This is a genomic window from Pontibacter roseus DSM 17521 (assembly GCF_000373265.1).
GTDB lineage: Bacteria > Bacteroidota > Bacteroidia > Cytophagales > Hymenobacteraceae > Pontibacter > Pontibacter roseus.
Map to the genome: position 1 here is coordinate 47,670 of NZ_KB890769.1, position 17,792 is coordinate 65,461.

Below are 17,792 nucleotides of genomic sequence, written 5' to 3' on the forward strand. Positions count from 1 at the left end.
TTTGTTTGCATGCTATCTGACTAAGCTTCATCTTCTTTATCCTGCATCCCATTGGCCTCGGCCATGGCGGTACGCAGTTCGATTTCTTCGCCCCGATCGTCCATCACCTTGAAGTCAGTGATGCCTAGCGAAGTGTCTTTTACAAATTTCACCCACTTGAAGTAGTGGAAGAACCACTTCATCTGTTTAGAGAAAAGACCTGAGGTATAGTAGGTGTACAGGAAGGGGTGCACATACAAGGTCAGGCTCTTGTGGTTGTGGCTCGTCAGCAGGTCGTCTACCGCTACGTCAATTTCATCTGTAATCAGAATGCTAGCTGTAATCTTACCGGTGCCGTTACAGGTCGGGCATACTTCGCCGGTCACGATATTCTGTTCAGGCCGCACACGCTGTCGCGTGATTTGCATCAGGCCAAATTTAGAGATAGGCAGAACTGTTGACTTCGATCGGTCGCTCTTCAGCTCCTCTTTTACTACCTCGTATACTTTCTGGCGGTTTTCTGGCGACTTCATATCAATGAAGTCTATTACAATGATACCACCTATATCCCGGAGGCGCAACTGTCGGGCTACCTCTCTGGCAGCCATCATGTTGACATTTAGCGCGGTGGCCTCCTGATCGGTTTCGGTATTGGATTTATTCCCACTATTAACATCGATGACGTGCAGTGCTTCGGTGTGCTCGATCACCAGGTATCCGCCTCCTGGTATGGTCACTGTTTTGCCGAAAGCAGCCTTTAGCTGTCGCTCAATGTTGAAGTGTTCGAAGGTTTTGGTTTTACCGGTGTAATGCTTCAGAATCCTAAGTTTATCTGGAGCTATACTGCCGATGTACGTTTTGATTTCATCATACAGGGACTCGTCGTCCACTACTATGTTGTCAAAACTTTCGTTCATTAAATCTCTCAAGATGGAAGAAGAACGGCCCAGCTCCCCAATAATCTTGTCATTGGGTTTTGCCAGCTTTAGCGACTTGAAGCCCTCTTCCCAGTTATCGACCATGTTGCGCAGGTCTCTGTCGAGCTCTGCCACCTCACGTCCCTCAGCCACCGTACGTATAATCACGCCGAAGTTCTCCGGCTTGATGGACGTAATCAGACGCTTCAGGCGTGTGCGCTCCTCCTTGCTTACGATTTTCTTGGATACGCTCACCGTGTTTGAAAACGGCACGAGCACCAGGTATCGCCCGGCTAGCGATATCTCGCAGGAAAGACGGGGCCCTTTTGTCGAAATAGGTTCTTTCACAATCTGGACCAACAGCTGCTGTCCTTTTTTGAGGACGTCCGCTATCTTGCCCAGTTTGTCTATTTCAGGCTCAAATTTTAACTGGTTTAGCTTCGGGGAAGCATTCTTCTGTGTCTGTGCTGTCTTTACGAACTTGTTCAGCGTCCGGACATTGGCTCCTAAATCATGGTAGTGCAGAAAAGCATCCTTGTGGTATCCAATGTCAATAAAAGCAGCGTTAAGGCCAGGCATCACCTTTTTTACAGTGCCCAGGAAAATATCACCCACGATGTAATTCGTGTCTTTTTTCTCGTGGTGAAACTCTACCAGTCTCTTGTCCTGTAAAAGGGCGATGCGTTCTCCATCTTGAGTAGAATTGATTATAAGCTCGTTACTCAATTTCTCTCAAAGATTAGTTGGATGTATAGACCAAAGCCCACAATTGCAGAAGCAATGTGGGCCTCAATTGACGCAGAAGAAATTACTTCTTCTTATGTCTGTTCTTTCTTAGACGCTTCTTTCTCTTGTGTGTAGCGATTTTATGTCTTTTTCTTTTCTTTCCGCAAGGCATAGTCTTGAAGTTTTTATTAAATGAATATTTTTTGAATTACAGTTTTGCCAGGTATTCATCAACCGAGGTGTTCAGGGCAGGGTCGCTGCTCATGGTTTTCACCTTGTTGAAAATCCTTTTCGCTTCTTCTTTTTTGCCAACTTCTGCCAGAGAAACCCCTAGGTAGAATGTTCCCTCCACGTGTTCCGGGTTCACATCCACCAGTTCCTGAAAACGCTCTACGGCTTTGTCCCACTGACCAGACTGCACTGACAGGATTCCCAGGTTGAACAGGGCCTTCTGGTTCTTTGGGTCTGCCGAAATCACCTCACGCAGCAGTGTTATACCTTGCATGGGGTTCTCGCTTGCGATGTAGGTCATCGCCACGTTGGTTTTGGCATCCAAATCCGTTGGGTTGTTCTTGAGTACCTGCTCGTACATCTTGCGCGCCTTGCCTCCCAGTTCGCTGGCCCGCTGCTGCGTTGCCGCATACGTGAAGGCTTCGAAGTACTGGTCACCTGCTTTTCTATAGCTCTTCTCGCCTGGACGGGCGGTGGCAGCTATTTCGTAGTAGTAACCGGCACTGTCAAACTTACTGGCATTGGCATAAGCGGCGGCCAGTTCGTTAGCCAGCAAAGCCTTCGCCTGCGCGTCAGTGGCTTTGTTGTAACGTCCACGCACGGTGGCCAGCTCTAACATCTGCTCAGGCGTAGCCGTGGCATGCACACCGTCTGCCGATGCATCTGTTGTTGCAGCAGGAGCGGCGCCATGGTCATGGCCGTCGTCTTCGGAGTGACCAGCCGGCAGAGCGGTGGTTTCCCCGTTGGCAAGCGTATCTTGGTCTTCTTTGGTCACCACCACTTTAGGCAAAAAGAACATGGCAGCCGCCAAAGCGACAGCCGCAACAAGTATCAGTATTTGATTCCGTGACATTCTTTTTACGTAAGCTTTTGTATGTGACTAAGTTAGATAATCAAAGAGCGACAAAGATACAAAAGAATTAAGAATGAGCCAGTTCTTTGATTTTTTTGCTGTTCTTAATCTTCTGGATGAACGTTTTAGATGGCTTGAAGCTTGGGATGAAGTGCTCATCAATGATGATGGAGGTATTCTTCGAAATATTGCGAGCCACTTTCTTAGCGCGCTTCTTATTCACAAAGCTACCAAAACCTCTCACATAGATGTTGTTACCGTCAGCCATGGAGTCCTTTACCACTTTGAAAAAAGCCTCGATGGTAGATTGAACATCAGCCTTGTCAATCCCTGTTTTATCAGCAATCTCTGATATTACTTCTGCTTTAGTCACTTTCTTAGATTTTATAAATTAGATAATAAGTTAACTTTCTCTGCTAGTAACAGTTGGCTCGCAGGCCATTACCGTATTTTTCGGGGCACAAAGGTATACCTACTTTTCGACAAGTAAAAGCTTTAGCACTAAATTATTACAGATATAAAGCCCCATTGCGCCGCTTCCGCTTCCACTGTTTTGCCAACCTGCCGACAGCAATACCCGTGCCAGCCTGCCACCTCCGTAACGCCCGCTATCAGCTTATATTTTAAGCACATAGCATTATTCTGATTTTTCCTTCTTCCCGCATTCCGCAACAAAGCCGTACCTTTGCTGTTCCCATTTCTCCATCTCAGCCAGGAACGCATACCATGGAAAACCTGCCTTCTTCCTTTTTCGCACAGACTATTATGGACTGGTACCAGCGGCACAAGCGGGCGCTCCCCTGGCGTGAGACCACCGACCCATACCTGATTTGGCTTTCGGAAGTGATACTGCAGCAGACCCGAGTCAAACAAGGCTTGCCTTACTACGAGCGATTCGCCGACACCTACCCTACTGTGCAGCAATTAGCCGCCGCTCCCGAGGATGAGGTGCTGCGCCTCTGGCAGGGCTTGGGTTACTACTCCCGGGCCCGCAACATGCACCACACCGCGAAGCAGATTGTGCACGAATATGGTGGGGTATTTCCAGATAGGTATGAGGAGCTGCTGAAGTTGCGTGGCATTGGCAGCTATACGGCCGCCGCCATCGCCTCTTTTGCCTTCCGGGAGCAGGTGGCGGTGCTAGATGGGAACGTATTCCGGGTATTGGCTCGCGTCTTTGGTATCTCTGAGGACATCGCCGCTCCTGCTTCCCGTAAGGTCTTTCAGGAACTAGCCAACCAGCTTATACCTGCCGATGCCCCGGATACCTTTAATCAGGCCATTATGGAGTTTGGCGCCATCCAGTGCACGCCCCTCATGCCGGATTGTCTGTTCTGCCCGCTGCAGCAGTCCTGTTTTGCTTTCACGCACGGGCTGGTTCAGGAGCTTCCGGTCAAATCAAAGGCCAAAGCCGCCCGCCCACGCTTCTTTCATTACATAGTGTTTGAACTGGAGGGGCAGTATTACTTGCGGAAACGCCTGAGCGGCGACATCTGGGAAGGATTGTATGACTTCTACCTGTTTGAGAGCGATTCTAAAATGCTGGATTCGGCCAGTTTGCTGCAGGAGCTACAGGGGGCAAGTATAGATGTGCAGGAACAGCAGGTACAGCTATCTAGAAAGGACTATAAGCACATCCTCAGCCACCAGAAAATCACGGCCAGATTCTACCTGATTCGGTTGCAAACACGTTTAAGGGAGGAGGTGTTGCAAGAGACAAGACTGGCCCTTTTTGATACCGTAAAAATAGATGCACTTCCGAAGCCAGTTCTTATCAGCAGCTATTTGAAAGATGAGAATATTTTACTAAATTTATAGACTGAAACTTATTTAACTGCAAAAGCATTTTAGGTTTCAGTACGCCATATTTGCCTCCGGCTAGGTTGTCGGAGTAGCCCAATTCAACTTACTATTTAACAAAAAAAGACATGGCAAGTGTAAACAAAGTAATCCTTATCGGAAACCTGGGCAAAGACCCAGAAGTACGTCACCTGGAAGGTGGTGTAGCCGTAGCGCGGTTCCCTATCGCCACTTCCGAAACCTTCAAGGACAAGAATGGCGAGCGCCAGGAGCGCACCGAATGGCACAACATCGTGCTGTGGCGCGGCTTGGCTGAGGTAGCTGAGAAGTTCCTCAAGAAAGGCCAGTCTGTTTTCATTGAAGGCAAAATCCGCACCAGCAGCTACCAGGACAAGGAAGGCAACCAGCGTTACAGCACCGAGATAGTGGCTGATAACATGACGATGCTGAGTGGCCGAGAAGGTGGCGGTGGCAACAGCAGCTCAGGAGGAGGCTTCCAAGCCAGTGCTTCTACGCAGTCCTCTGGCCAGGCAAGTGCCGCCACAGCAGGCAAGGGCAATGCCTCTGCCTTCCAGAACGATGAGCCAGACGACTTACCGTTCTAAATCTTGTTTAACTTAAAAAGTTAATTTTGGACAGTATCGATTCCGGAGACCCCTTGAGTTATAGCTTGCTGCAATTATTACAAAGTGCATCAGCCTTACTCAAAATTGAATATATAGCGGCAACCGCTGCCTGCTTTATCTTACTGCTGCTCTCTGCCCTCACCTCGGGGGCAGAGGCGGCTTTCTTCTCGCTCACAGACCAGGACCTGGAGAAGAGCAGAAGAAGCACCCACAAGTCGCAGCAATTGGTATACCACCTGCTGCAGAGCCCACGTCAATTGCTGGCCTCCCTCCTGATAATCAACAACGCCCTTAACGTCAGCATCATCACGCTCAGCGCTTACATCGCTTGGAAGATTTTTGGCACTACGTCTATGGCGGCGCCTGTTATGGTAGTCAGCCTGCTGCTGGTCACCTTTCTCATTGTCTTTTTTGGAGGAGTGCTGCCGAAGGTATACGCCCGCAAGTATGGCTATACTATAGCGCAGCGCATGGCTCCCATATTGGAGAGTCTGCGCCCCATGCTGAGCCCGGTAGCTTGGCTGCTGACCAGAATCAGCAGTTTCATAGACCGGCGTTACCGGACCCGCTCCTACAGCAAGAGCTTGGAAGAGTTGCACCACAGCTTGGACGTGGCCCTATCGAACGAGGAAACCTCACCTGAGGAGCGGAAGATTCTGCGGGGTATCGTGAACTTCGGCTCTATCACCGTGAAACAGATTATGCGCCCCCGTATGGATATCGTCGCCTTCCCCAGAGGCGCCACGCTGCCGGAGTTGCTGCCACAAATTACCCAATGGGGTTATTCCCGCGTGCCTGTCTACAGACATAGTACCGACCAAATTGATGGTATACTGTATGTAAAAGACCTGCTGCCACACCTTGGGAAAGGCGCTGATTTTAACTGGCAGCGCCTCATCCGGCTGCCTTTCTTCGTGCCCGAGACGAAGCACATCTCTGACTTGCTACAGGATTTCAAAGAAAAGCACGTGCACATGGCCATCGTGGTGAACGAGTATGGCACCACCACCGGACTGCTGACGATGGAGGATGTGGTGGAAGAGGTAGTTGGCGAGATTAACGACGAATATGACGATGAGGAGGAAATCATTTACTCCCAACTCGATGAAAATACCTTTATATTTGACGGCAAAACATCTTTGCATGACTTTTGCAAGATAACCGAGATTCCGTTTGATGCCTTTAACGGGGTAAAGAATGAGCACGAAACGGTTGCTGGATTGATGCTGGCCTTGTTTGGCCGGATACCTACTGTGGGTGAGGATACCACGTACGGCCGCTACCATTTTACGATTGAGTCGGCGGACACGAAGCGCATAAAACGAGTGAAGATTAATGTCACAAGCAAAAAAGAGAACTACCATAAAGTCAGTTAGACTTCAGCTTCTGCTGTGGGCAGGTATGGCTGCGGCCATCGTTGGCTGCGGCGCCGAATACACCCCAAAGCCGAAAGGATACAACCGCATCGACCTACCACAGGCAGCTTACCAGCAGCTTCAGGAGGCGCATCCTTATACCTTTGAATATTCGCGGCACGCCAAAATCCGTCCAGATTCGTCGATGATTGCGCAGCCGCACTGGATAAACATCATCTATCCGAGCTTGGGAGCCAATGTGCAGCTGACCTACAAGGCCATCAATAACGACCCAAAAGCCTTTGATAACCTGGTGGAAGATGCGCGCAAGCTCACTGCCAAACACCAGGTGAAGGCCTATGGTATAGAGGAGTCCGAGATTAAAACGCCACAAGGCGACGTGGCCTCTGTGTTCGAGCTGACCGGTGAAGTGCCCAGCCAATTCCAGTTCTATGTGACGGATACTACCACACACTTCTTCCGCGGCGCCCTCTACTTTAGAACAGCTACACAGAATGATTCGCTGGCCCCGGTGATAGAGTATGTTAAGAAGGATATCATCCACCTGCTGAACACGCTGGAGTTTAAGGATAGAAAGTAATTGCGGATAATTGATATTGATTGCTAGAAGATTTTTGCAGCGGACGCAGATTCTACAAGCGTATGGCAATGTCAAAGTATCCTCCTTTGCCTGTAAATTCTGATGATTTTACACTTCTTTCATTTACCCTATTACCTGCTTTCTAACTATTATCGAAATGATGTAGTTAATCCACACTATGGTGCATTATCAGCTTTAACTATTGTACTGTCTGCTCAAGAACTTTTCCTATATACAATCATACGCGCAATTAAAGACCCTTACGCCTATGGTGCCGGATTTTCCAATTCTGACTTACCATTAATAATGATAGCTAACTTCGTCATTATCTACCTTATTTATATAAAGGGCGACAAGCCGATGAAGGTATACCACCATTATAAGGACAAGCCTTGGGCAAATACAAAGGCAGCTAGAACTGCAGGATGGTTGTATGTTTTGTTATCAATTTTATCTCCTTTCCTATTTGTAATAGCTAAAAACGCGGCCATAGGCCGGCACCTTGTTTAAGTATACCTCGCCGGCATTAAGGTTTTTACCAATAAAGCAGCACACACAAACCAGAAAGCCCCGGCAGCACTTATACCTGTCGGGGCTTTTGCTTATTTTTGTAATGTATACCTGCTAATTTCACCCAGAACCATTGAGCAACTTCTTCCATACCAAGATTGAATTCCTGAAAGGCGTGGGTCCGCAGCGTGCCGAGCTGCTGCAGAAGGAGCTCAACATCTATACCTACGGCGACCTGATTCAGCACTACCCTTTCCGCTACCTCGACCGGACACAGTTCTACAAAATAGCAGAATTGGACGAGAGCATGCCGTATGTGCAGGTGCAGGGGCGTGTGAAGGGCAAAGAGGTGCTGGGCGAAGGCCGGAAGCAGCGCCTGGCCGCTACTTTAGTGGATGAAGACGGCAGTGAGATGGACCTGGTCTGGTTCAAGGGCGTTAAATGGATGCAGAAGTCCCTCAAGAACCACACCGACTACATCGTGTTCGGCAAGCCGACGGCGTTCAACGGGAAGTTCAGCATGGCGCACCCGGAGCTGGAGGAGCTGGCCGAGGAGAAGCAGACAACTGCCTTCCTGCAGCCGGTGTACCATACCACCGAAAAACTCAAAGCCCACCGCATCGAGAGCAAAGTGATTGCCCGCATGATGGAGTTGCTGCTCAAAGTGGCTGTACCGAACATCCAGGAAACGCTGTCGCCGGAGCTTATCGACCACTACCGCCTCATGAGCAAGCGAGATGCACTCATCAACATCCACTTTCCGCAATCGGTTGAGAAGTACAACGCGGCCAAGTTCCGTCTTAAGTTCGAAGAGCTATTTTACATACAGCTGCGGCTGCTGCGCCAGAAGACCGTTCGACGCGCCGATTTGGCGGGGCAGGTGTTCAAGCAGGTGCCTACTGTAACCGAGTTCTACAAAAACCACATGACCTTCGACCTGACCAATGCGCAGAAGCGGGTCATCAAGGAGATACACAAAGATTTGACGGCCGGCAAGCAGATGAACCGCCTACTGCAGGGCGATGTGGGCTCGGGAAAGACCATCGTAGCCTTCATCACCATGCTTATCGCCGCAGACAACGGGGCGCAGTCGGTGCTGATGGCCCCAACTGAAATATTGGCGGACCAGCACTATACTGGCCTCAAGGAATTCGCAGACCGGCTCGGCATCAACATAGGCAAGCTCACCGGCTCTACCAAAACCAAAGACCGGAAAGTGTTGCACGAGCAGCTGCGTTCCGGCGAGATGAAGATGATTGTGGGCACGCATGCCTTGCTGGAGGATGTGGTGCAGTTCCATAACTTGGGTCTTTGTATCGTGGACGAGCAGCACCGGTTCGGCGTGGAACAGCGCTCTAAGCTGTGGCGCAAGAACCCATGCATCATCCCGCACGTGCTCGTGATGACGGCCACGCCTATCCCCCGTACTCTGGCCATGACGCTCTATGGCGACCTGGACGTGTCGGTGATAGACGAGATGCCAGCAGGACGAAAGGAGATTGTGACGGTGCACCGCTTCGACAGCCACCGCCTGCGCGTGTTCCAGTTCGTGCGCGACCAAATCAAGCTGGGCCGCCAGGTATACATCGTGTATCCGCTCATCGAGGAATCGGAAGGGATGGACTACAAGGACCTGATGGACGGCTATGAGAGCATACGGCGCGCTTTCCCGGAGTACCAGGTCAGTATGGTGCACGGCAAGCTGAAAGCGCAGGACAAAGATTATGAGATGCAGCGTTTCGTGCGCAATGAAACGCAGCTAATGGTGGCCACCACCGTGATTGAAGTAGGTGTGAACGTGCCGAATGCCTCCGTGATGATTATCGAGAGTGCCGAGCGCTTCGGGCTGTCGCAGCTGCACCAGTTGCGCGGGCGCGTAGGCCGTGGGGCGGAACAGAGCTACTGTATACTCATGACCGGATATAAACTAAGCAAAGACAGCAAGACGCGGCTGGAGACCATGGTGCGCACCAACAACGGCTTCGAGATAGCCGACATTGACCTAAAACTGCGCGGTCCGGGCGATTTGATGGGCACGCAGCAAAGTGGTGTGTTGGATTTGCTCATCGCGGACTTGGCCAAGGATGCGCCTATTTTGCAGGAGGCACGAGCCGCGGCGCAGCGGATACTGCAGGAAGATGAACAACTGGAGCAGCCGCAGAACCAGAACATTCTCCGCCACATCAAGTCACTCAGCGTAAACACCATCAACTGGAGCCGCATCAGCTAAATCTTCCCTGTTTCTGCTCCTCCCATACCTAACTGCCTGAGGTTCCACGCGAAACAATGTGCAATTATTTCAGAGGCTGTGCTTGCAAAGTAGGGCAGCTTGCCTGAACTTTATAAGCTTCTATACCTATAAAGCGTTACTTTTTAAAACAATCCTATACCTGTGAGAACATCATACCTGCTTCCCCTCCTGCTGCTTTCCCTGCTGTGTGGCCTATCACCTGCCCACGCACAAAGAAAAGCGGCCATACCTTTCAACTATATTCCGGACGCAACCGAGGACCAGTACAACCAGAGCATCCGCAACAAGACACTGCCGCTGGGTCCCGACGGCTTCGTGATTCTCAGCAAGAGCAAGCCCAACGAGTATGCCATAGAGCGCTATAACGCTTCTTTGAAGAAGGCCTGGACGGCTACCGTACCTCTTACCGGCACCGAAACCGTAGAAGCCTTTTTACACAATGATGAAGCCGCCATCCTGGTAACGCACCGCGATAACGGCAATGGCAAACAGGAAATCCATGCCCACCGCGTGGACCTGAGAAATGGCCAGAAAGCTGAGCCCGTTCTTCTGCTGGATGCGCCTGCCAAAGACCGTAAAGCAGGTATAGCCACCTCGCCGGACGGCACCAAACTGCTGGCCTACCGGTATAGCACCGACGCTAACAAGGCGTTGCGCAGCATCAGCGGCAACCTATACGACGGCAAACTCCAGAAGGTAAAGGACACCAACTACAATCTGAGCGACCTGCGCGGCATTTTGTCAGCGGAAGTTATCCTGAACAATGCTGGCGACCAGTTCATCAGCCTGATATCGGAGAACATGAACCGCCTGACAGTGCGGCAGTACACCATCCAATCCAAGGATGCGAAGGTGATGTCGGTGCTCGTGGGGGGCGTGTTCGATGGCAAGAAGGTATACATCGTGGATAGCAAGTATGGGCTACAGCCCAACGGCAACCTCTACGGCGCCGTGCTGACTGCAGATGAGAAGACCGGGGAATACTACAGTCTGAAGGCAGTGAAGTTCAATTTCGAGAAAGAGGACATGGTGTTTGCCGAAGAGTTCAAGTTCACGCCAGAGTACCTGGCTAGCGTAAACAACCTTGATAAAAGCGGAGCTCCCAAAGCGAAGCGTTTAGAAGACATCTACCTCTCCGACTTGATTTTGACACCGGACGGCAAACTGATTGTGCTGGCAGAGAAAAAGTACATGGAAGGCGGCGAGAATTCGCCTTACTACGCCAACGAGATTCACCTTTTCGCCTACGACGAGTACATGGGCACCGCCTGGAGTTCCGTGCTGATGAAGCACCAAAAAGCCCCGGCTGACGAGGCCTTCACAGGCATATCGTACAAGTACAACATGGCCGGCAACTCGCTGCACCTGCTCACGCTCGAAGACCTGAATGGCAAATACGACCTATACCTGCGCCGCATCGACACCAGCAACGGCAAAGCCGAGGCACCCAAGGCAGCCGGCCTTAAAGTAGCCGACAACGAGGACATCGCCTACGTGAAGGATTTCACCGCCTGGCTCACCGACAAAGACCTGGTGGCTGTGGTAAGGCCATCCAAGAAAGCAAACAGCCTGCAGTTGCGCCGGCTCCAGATAAAGTAGAATCAGAAAAGCTTGATGCTTTGCAAAAGGCGCGGCCTGCTTTGGGCGGCGCCTTTCTGTTTTTTGAGCTTGCGGGTGAAGGAGCTGAGCTGTACCATCATGTGCACAAACCCTACGTAGTGCACGATTTCCACATACATGTAAAACTCCCGCAGCGAGCCCTCCAGCACGCCCAACTTGTCTACTTTGTAAGTATTCATGGCTGACCAGGGCATCCAACGCACCAGTTTGCGGCGGTTTATCATGTAGCGGTTTATCGCCACCTCGAGTTGGTACCGTTCCACAGGCTGCGACATCACCTCCTCCAGGTCTTTTCTATACAGCAGCCGCTCTCCAGATAACAGGATGTCGCTCCGGTACCATTTCACGAACCAGGGAGAGTTAATCCGGCGCAGTATGAGCATGTCTACGCCATGGTGGCAGAAGGCCTCTATCGCCTCATCCAACTCCTCCTTCTGCAGTTCCTGCAGGTCAGCGTCCATGAGCAGAATCAATTCGTGCTGCGCGTCTTTCAGTCCGTGTTGTATGGCGGCGGCTTTGCCTTGGTTCTGCTCCAGGCGAACCACCTCCACCTCCGGCCAGTGGTGTCTCACAAAGTCTGCGGCTCCATCCGTAGAGCCGTCGTCCACGCATACCACCTGGTTTATGCTTCCTACCTGCGTCACGACCTCCAACACCTGCGCAATCCGCTCCCGCTCATTATAGAAAGGAATAAGACACGTCACCTTCATATATAGAATTCCTGGTTAGCCAATTTTTGAGTCATTTAATGTACGGATAAAACCGAATTTCAGCCGCTAACTTATTTCCTCTTCTCCTCACTTGCAAATTTTCTTGCACCGTCAAAAAAAGGCTGCCCCCTGAAGGAGCAGCCTTTCCAAAACTATAGATTTGTCAGAATCTAGTATACAAACTCATTTGCCTCAATCATAGCGGCGGCTATGCGGCGGCGTGCCTCTTTGGTATTGTAGAGGTCTTTCTTGGTGAAGCGCTTCAGGCCCATGAACAGCAGACGCTGCTCATCTCCTTCCACCATAGAGGCAATGGCATCCTTGCCGGCCAGGAAGGCAGTGTCCACGGCATCGTTCACGGTCACGCGCACAATGTCAATTTGGTTTGCCACGGCCTCTTCGCCTTTCATACCCACCAGTTTCTCCACGCGCAGCAGCGTTGATTCAGCCACGTAGGTCTTGATGGCCATGTCAGCGATGTTCATCAGAATTTCCTGCTCTTTGGCCAGTGAGTTCATGTACTTCTGCACAGCCGTACCAGCCACCATTAAGATAGCTTTCTTCAGGTTTCGGATTGCCCTATGCTCTGCAGCGAACAGGCCTTCTTCCTCCGAACCGAAATCAGGTATAGCCATCAGCTCGTTTTGCACGTTCTGTGCAGGTCCCATCAAGTCCAACTCGCCATTCATGGCCTTCTTCAGAATCATGTCCACGGTGAGCATGCGGTTGATTTCGTTGGTGCCCTCGAAGATGCGGTTGATGCGGGAGTCACGGTAAGCGCGGTCCATTGGATAGTCAGCCGAGAAGCCGTAGCCACCGTAAATCTGTACGCCTTCGTCCACCACGTAATCCAGCACTTCAGAGCCCTCCACTTTCAAGATAGCACACTCTACGGCAAACTCGCGGGCGGCACCCAGCATGGCTTCGTTCTCACCTTTGCCGGCCGCCAGCAACTCCTGCTCTTTGCGGTAGATGTCCATACCACAACGGTATAGCGCCGACTCCACTGCGTAGATGCGAATAGCCTGCTCTGCCAGTTTATGGCGTATAGCACCGAACTTGGCGATTGGGAGTTTGAACTGCTGCCGCTCGTTGGCATACTTCACCGACAGGTCTGCCACTTTCTTAGCGGCACCCAGCGTAGCCGCACAAAGCTTGATTCGGCCGATGTTCAGAATGTTGAAGGCAATCAGGTGGCCTTTGCCAATCTCTCCCAGCACATTCTCTTTCGGCACTTCACAGTCAGACAGGAACACCTGGCGTGTAGACGAGCCTTTGATACCCATCTTATGCTCTTCGTTACCAAGGCTCAGGCCTGGATAGCCTCGCTCTACGATGAAGCCTGTGAACTTGTCGCCATCCACTTGCGCGAACACAATGAACACATCGGCAAAGCCGGCGTTCGTAATCCACATTTTCTGTCCGTTCAGGATGTAGTGCGTACCGGCTTCGTTCAATACGGCTTTGGTTTTGGCAGCCAAGGCATCGGAGCCAGAGCCAGGCTCGGTAAGGCAGTAAGCTGCCGCCCACTCGCCAGAGGTCAGCTTCGGTAGGTATTTCTCTTTCTGCTCGTCCGTACCAAAGTACAGAATCGGCAGCATACCTATACCTGTGTGCGCCGCGAAAGCCACTGGGAACGAGTGCCCGCCTCCTACTGACTCGGTCACCAGCAGCGACGTGTTGAAGTCCATGTTCAGACCGCCGTACTGCTCCGGCATCGATACAGCGAACAGTCCCAGTTCACCGGCTTTCTTCATCAGGCCTTCCATCAGGCCCTCCTCGTGGTTGTCGAGGCGGTCGAGGAGTGGGTTCACTTCTTCACGCACAAAGTCCAGGCAGGTCTGCGCCATCATGCGCTGCTCCTCGCTGAACTCGGCAGGTATAAACACGTCCTGCGGACTGGTTTCCTTTATCAGGAACTCTCCACCTTTGATGCTAGCGGTCTTATTTTGAGTTTCCATTCGATTTATGTTTTTAGATGTTTTAGATACTTTGGGATGTTACTTCAGCAGTTCATAGATACCGGCTACGCCTTGGCCGCCACCCACACAGGCCGTGACCATACCGTATTTCTTGCCAAGGCGGCGCAGCTCGTGGAACTGCTGCACGCTCAGTTTGGCGCCGGAGCAGCCGAGCGGGTGGCCCAGAGCGATGGCACCGCCGCTGATGTTGAGCTTGTCCGGGTCAAAATCGAGGTGGCGCATCACGGCAATGGACTGGGCCGCGAAGGCCTCGTTCATCTCAATCAGGTCAATGTCGTTGAGCGTCAGACCCGCCATTTTCAAGGCTTTTGGCACCGCTGCGATAGGTCCCATACCCATGATGCGCGGATCTACGCCGCCGGTTCCGTAGCTTACCAAGCGGGCGATTGGCTCCAGGTTCAGCTCCTTCACCATGCGCTCGCTCATCACAATCACAAAGGCGGCTCCGTCTGAGGTCTGGGAGGAGTTACCGGCCGTCACGGTTCCTCCGGCCGCAAACACCGGCTTCAGTCGGGCCAATGCTTCCATAGAGGTATCGGCGCGTGGGCCTTCGTCGGTGTCTACCACATAGGTGCGGGTCTTTTTCTTGCCGTTCTCGTCGATGAAGGTCTCCTCCACCGTGATGGGCACGATTTGCTCTTTGAAGTAACCGTTCTTGATGGCGTTGATGGCCTTTTGATGTGAGTTATAAGCGAACTCGTCCTGGTCTTCACGTGAAACATTGTAATCCTTGGCTACGGCCTCCGCCGTTAGGCCCATGCTCAGGTACCAATCTGGGTTTTTCTTCGCGATGTTGTAATTCGGGACCGTCTTCCAGCCCACCGTCGGCACCAGCGACATGGACTCGGTACCGCCCGCTACGATGCAGTCGGCCATACCTGCCGCTATCCGGTTGCAGGCAATGGCGATGGTTTCCACGCCGGAGCCGCAGTAGCGGTTCACGGTCATACCGGACACAGACATGGGCAGCGACAGCAGGGCAATCATACGGCCTATCTGCAAGCCCTGCTCCGCCTCCGGCACGGCGTTGCCTACAATGAGGTCATCCACGCGCTCCGGGTCAAGGGCAGGCACAGAGGCCAGCAGGTGCTTGATGACATCGGCGGCCAGGTCATCAGGTCTGGTGAACCGGAAGCCGCCACGGTTGGCCTTGCCTACTGCGCTACGAAATCCGGCTACTATATATGCATTGTTCATGTTGATGCTCTTTTATAGTTTGTACTAAACTTAGTTTCTCAGCGGCTTACCCGTAGTCAGGATGCTCTGGATACGCTCCAGGGTCTTGCGTTCGCCTGTCAGGGACAGGAAGGCTTCGCGCTCGAGGTCCAACAGGTACTGCTCGCTCACATCGGTAGGGACAGACAAATCGCCGCCACACATCACGTAGGCCAACTTCTCCGATATCTTGCGGTCGTGCTCCGAGATGTAGCCGCCTGTCACCATGGCGCTGGCTCCTGTCAGGAACATACCCAACGCACCTTTGCCTTGTACTTTGATGTTGGTCTTCCTGGCCGGCTGCGTATACCCTGCCTCGGCCAGACGTATGGCCTGCGCCTTGGCATCGGCAATGAGCCGGTTGCTGTTGAGCGTGATGCCGTCGCTGGAACGTATGTAGCCTAAGTCTATGGCCTCTTTGGCGGAGGTGGATACCTTGGCCATACCTATGTTGAGGTAGATGTTCTTGAGCGTATTGAGCTCAATGTCCCCTTCTTCGTACATCGCGGCAGCGCGCAGCGTCATCTCCTTGGTGCCGCCGCCGCCAGGTATAAGGCCTACGCCAAACTCTACCAAACCCATGTAGGTCTCAGCGGACGCCTGTACATGGTCGCAGTGCAGGTTGAGTTCGCAGCCACCGCCCAGCGTCAGGCCGTACGGAGCGCCCACCACAGGTATAGCCGAGTAGCGCATGCGCATCATGGTGTCTTGGAACTGCTTGATCATGAAGTTGATTTCATCGTACTCCTGCTCTATGGCATACATGTAGATGAGCCCCACGTTGGCACCGGCAGAGAAATTAGCCCCCTGGCTACCGACCACCATACCTCTGAATTCTTTCTCGGCTATCTCAATGCCTTTGTTCAGACCTAGGGCCACATCGCCCCCGATGGTGTTCATCTTGGTGTGGAACTCCACGTTCAGGATGCCGTCGCCTAAGTCGATGAGGCTGACACCTGAGTTCTTCCAGACCACTTTGTTGCTACGCAGGTTTTCCAGTATGATGAAATTCTCAGCACCAGGTATAGCCTTGTATTCTTTGCTCTGGATGTCGTAGTAACGGCGCTTGCCCTCCTGCACGATGTAGAAGGACTCTTTGCCGTGGTTCAGCATGTCTTCTACCCAGGCGGCTGGCTGGTAACCGGCCTCTATCATGCGCTGCACGCCTTCGCGGGCTCCCATCACGTCCCAGTATTCGAACGGCCCCAGTTCCCAGCCGAAGCCGGCACGCATGGCATCGTCAATACGGTATAACTCGTCGGAGATTTCAGGTATGCGGTTGCTTACGTACTGGAACAGACCGAACAGCGACTCGTTGAAGAATTGCGCAGCCTTGTCATTCTGCTTCGAGAAGGCCTTCACGCGCTGCTTCAGGTCTTCAATCGGCTTGAGCGTCTCCAGGCTCTGGAACTTCGCCCGTTGCTTCGGTCCGTACTCCAGTGTGTTCAGGTCGAGCGTCAGAATTTCAGTCTTGCCCTTTGCATCCTTGGTTTTCTTGTAGAAGCCCTGGCCGGTCTTATCGCCCAGCCACTTGTTTTCCACCATCTTCTGCAGGTATCCCGGCAGTTGGAACAAGTCTCTCGATTCGTCCTGCTCACCGGTCTGGTACAAACCATTGGCAACATTAGCCAGCGTATCCAGACCCACCACATCCAAGGTGCGGAAGGTAGCGGATTTCGGACGACCGATAATCGGGCCGGAGATTCTATCCACCTCATCCACGTTCAGTCCGAGCTTGTCCATCACCTGCATGCCCTGCATGATGGCGTAGATGCCTACTCGGTTCGCGATGAATGCCGGTGTGTCTTTGGCCAGTACCGTGGTCTTGCCCAGGTATAGGTCGCCGTAGTGCATCAGGAAATCCACCACACTTTGGTCTGTCTCCGGAGTAGGTATGATTTCGAGGAGCTTGAGGTAGCGTGGCGGGTTGAAGAAGTGCGTTCCGCAGAAATGCTTCCGGAAGTCATCGGAGCGGCCATCCAGCATCATGTGGATAGGTATACCGGAGGTGTTAGAGGTGATGAGGGTACCCGGCTTGCGGTACTGCTCCACCTGGTCAAACACCGTCTTCTTTATCTTGAGGTTCTCCACCACCACCTCAATGGTCCAGTCGGCGGTGGCGATTTCCTTCATGTTGTCTTCGAAGTTACCCGTCTGGATGAGGCGGGCATCGGCCTTGCGGTAGAGAGGCGAGGGGTTGGAGTTGACGGCCGCCTGCAGCGCGCTGTTCACAATGCGGTTGCGCACGTTCTTGTTCTCTAGCGTCAGCCCTTTTTTCTCTTCGTCGGGCGTCAGCTCCCGTGGCACGATGTCGAGCAGCAGCACCTGCACACCTATGTTGGCAAAGTGGCAGGCAATGCGGGAGCCCATTACGCCAGAGCCCAGCACGGCTACTTTCTTAATAATTCTTTTCATA

Annotated in this window: 14 protein-coding genes; 7 read left to right on the plus strand and 7 right to left on the minus strand. The window is 52.3% G+C overall.

The window, feature by feature from the left end; all coding sequences use genetic code 11:
• Positions 1–20: 20 nt before the first annotated feature.
• The 3 genes from B051_RS0119430 to B051_RS0119440 all read right to left on the minus strand — a co-directional run bounded on the left by B051_RS0119430 (position 21) and on the right by B051_RS0119440 (position 3,079).
• The gene (locus B051_RS0119430) at positions 21–1,622 is read right to left on the minus strand and encodes an Rne/Rng family ribonuclease (RefSeq protein ID WP_018479901.1); all 1,602 of its coding nucleotides are present in this window, start codon (positions 1,620–1,622) and stop codon (positions 21–23) included.
• A 208-nt stretch (positions 1,623–1,830) separates the two neighbouring features.
• Entirely contained in the window at positions 1,831–2,706 is an 876-nt protein-coding gene (locus tag B051_RS0119435; protein ID WP_026236545.1) for a tetratricopeptide repeat protein, read from the minus strand.
• A gap of 67 nt (positions 2,707–2,773) precedes the next feature.
• The gene (locus tag B051_RS0119440) at positions 2,774–3,079 is read right to left on the minus strand and encodes an HU family DNA-binding protein (RefSeq protein WP_018479903.1); all 306 of its coding nucleotides are present in this window, start codon (positions 3,077–3,079) and stop codon (positions 2,774–2,776) included.
• Between the two features lie 353 nt (positions 3,080–3,432).
• On the opposite strand from B051_RS0119440, the gene mutY reads away from it, so the two are divergent.
• From mutY to B051_RS0119475, 7 genes are all read left to right on the plus strand, one after another.
• Positions 3,433–4,524, plus strand: a complete 1,092-nt coding sequence (mutY, locus tag B051_RS0119445; protein ID WP_018479904.1) for an A/G-specific adenine glycosylase — start codon at positions 3,433–3,435, stop codon at positions 4,522–4,524.
• Positions 4,525–4,634: 110 nt separating this feature from the next.
• Positions 4,635–5,111, plus strand: a complete 477-nt coding sequence (locus B051_RS0119450; protein ID WP_018479905.1) for a single-stranded DNA-binding protein — start codon at positions 4,635–4,637, stop codon at positions 5,109–5,111.
• Positions 5,112–5,176: 65 nt separating this feature from the next.
• Entirely contained in the window at positions 5,177–6,508 is a 1,332-nt protein-coding gene (gene gldE / locus B051_RS0119455) for a gliding motility-associated protein GldE (protein ID WP_018479906.1), read from the plus strand.
• A 25-nt stretch (positions 6,509–6,533) separates the two neighbouring features.
• Positions 6,534–7,088, plus strand: coding sequence for a gliding motility lipoprotein GldD (gene gldD, locus B051_RS0119460; RefSeq protein ID WP_018479907.1), 555 nt, complete (start codon positions 6,534–6,536; stop codon positions 7,086–7,088).
• A 102-nt stretch (positions 7,089–7,190) separates the two neighbouring features.
• Positions 7,191–7,598 carry a hypothetical protein gene (locus tag B051_RS0119465; protein ID WP_018479908.1) on the plus strand — a complete coding sequence of 136 codons (408 nt, stop codon included), beginning with the start codon at positions 7,191–7,193 and terminating at the stop codon, positions 7,596–7,598.
• 133 nt (positions 7,599–7,731) lie between these two features.
• On the plus strand, positions 7,732–9,828 hold the full coding sequence (recG, locus tag B051_RS0119470) for an ATP-dependent DNA helicase RecG (RefSeq protein ID WP_018479909.1): 2,097 nt from the start codon (positions 7,732–7,734) through the stop codon (positions 9,826–9,828).
• Positions 9,829–9,990: 162 nt separating this feature from the next.
• A complete protein-coding gene (locus tag B051_RS0119475) occupies positions 9,991–11,448 on the plus strand; it encodes a hypothetical protein (protein WP_018479910.1) in 1,458 nt (485 codons plus the stop codon).
• Positions 11,449–11,450: 2 nt separating this feature from the next.
• Here B051_RS0119475 and B051_RS0119480 read toward each other — a convergent pair whose 3' ends face one another.
• The 4 genes from B051_RS0119480 to B051_RS0119495 all read right to left on the minus strand — a co-directional run bounded on the left by B051_RS0119480 (position 11,451) and on the right by B051_RS0119495 (position 17,791).
• Complete coding sequence (locus B051_RS0119480) at positions 11,451–12,179, minus strand: glycosyltransferase family 2 protein (protein WP_018479911.1); 729 nt, start codon at positions 12,177–12,179, stop codon at positions 11,451–11,453.
• 170 nt (positions 12,180–12,349) lie between these two features.
• Positions 12,350–14,140 carry an acyl-CoA dehydrogenase family protein gene (locus B051_RS0119485; protein WP_018479912.1) on the minus strand — a complete coding sequence of 597 codons (1,791 nt, stop codon included), beginning with the start codon at positions 14,138–14,140 and terminating at the stop codon, positions 12,350–12,352.
• 39 nt (positions 14,141–14,179) lie between these two features.
• Positions 14,180–15,358 (minus strand): thiolase family protein, encoded by a 1,179-nt coding sequence (locus B051_RS0119490; protein ID WP_018479913.1) that lies wholly within the window; start codon positions 15,356–15,358, stop codon positions 14,180–14,182.
• A gap of 30 nt (positions 15,359–15,388) precedes the next feature.
• Positions 15,389–17,791 carry a 3-hydroxyacyl-CoA dehydrogenase/enoyl-CoA hydratase family protein gene (locus B051_RS0119495; protein WP_018479914.1) on the minus strand — a complete coding sequence of 801 codons (2,403 nt, stop codon included), beginning with the start codon at positions 17,789–17,791 and terminating at the stop codon, positions 15,389–15,391.
• Position 17,792 lies beyond the last annotated feature (1 nt).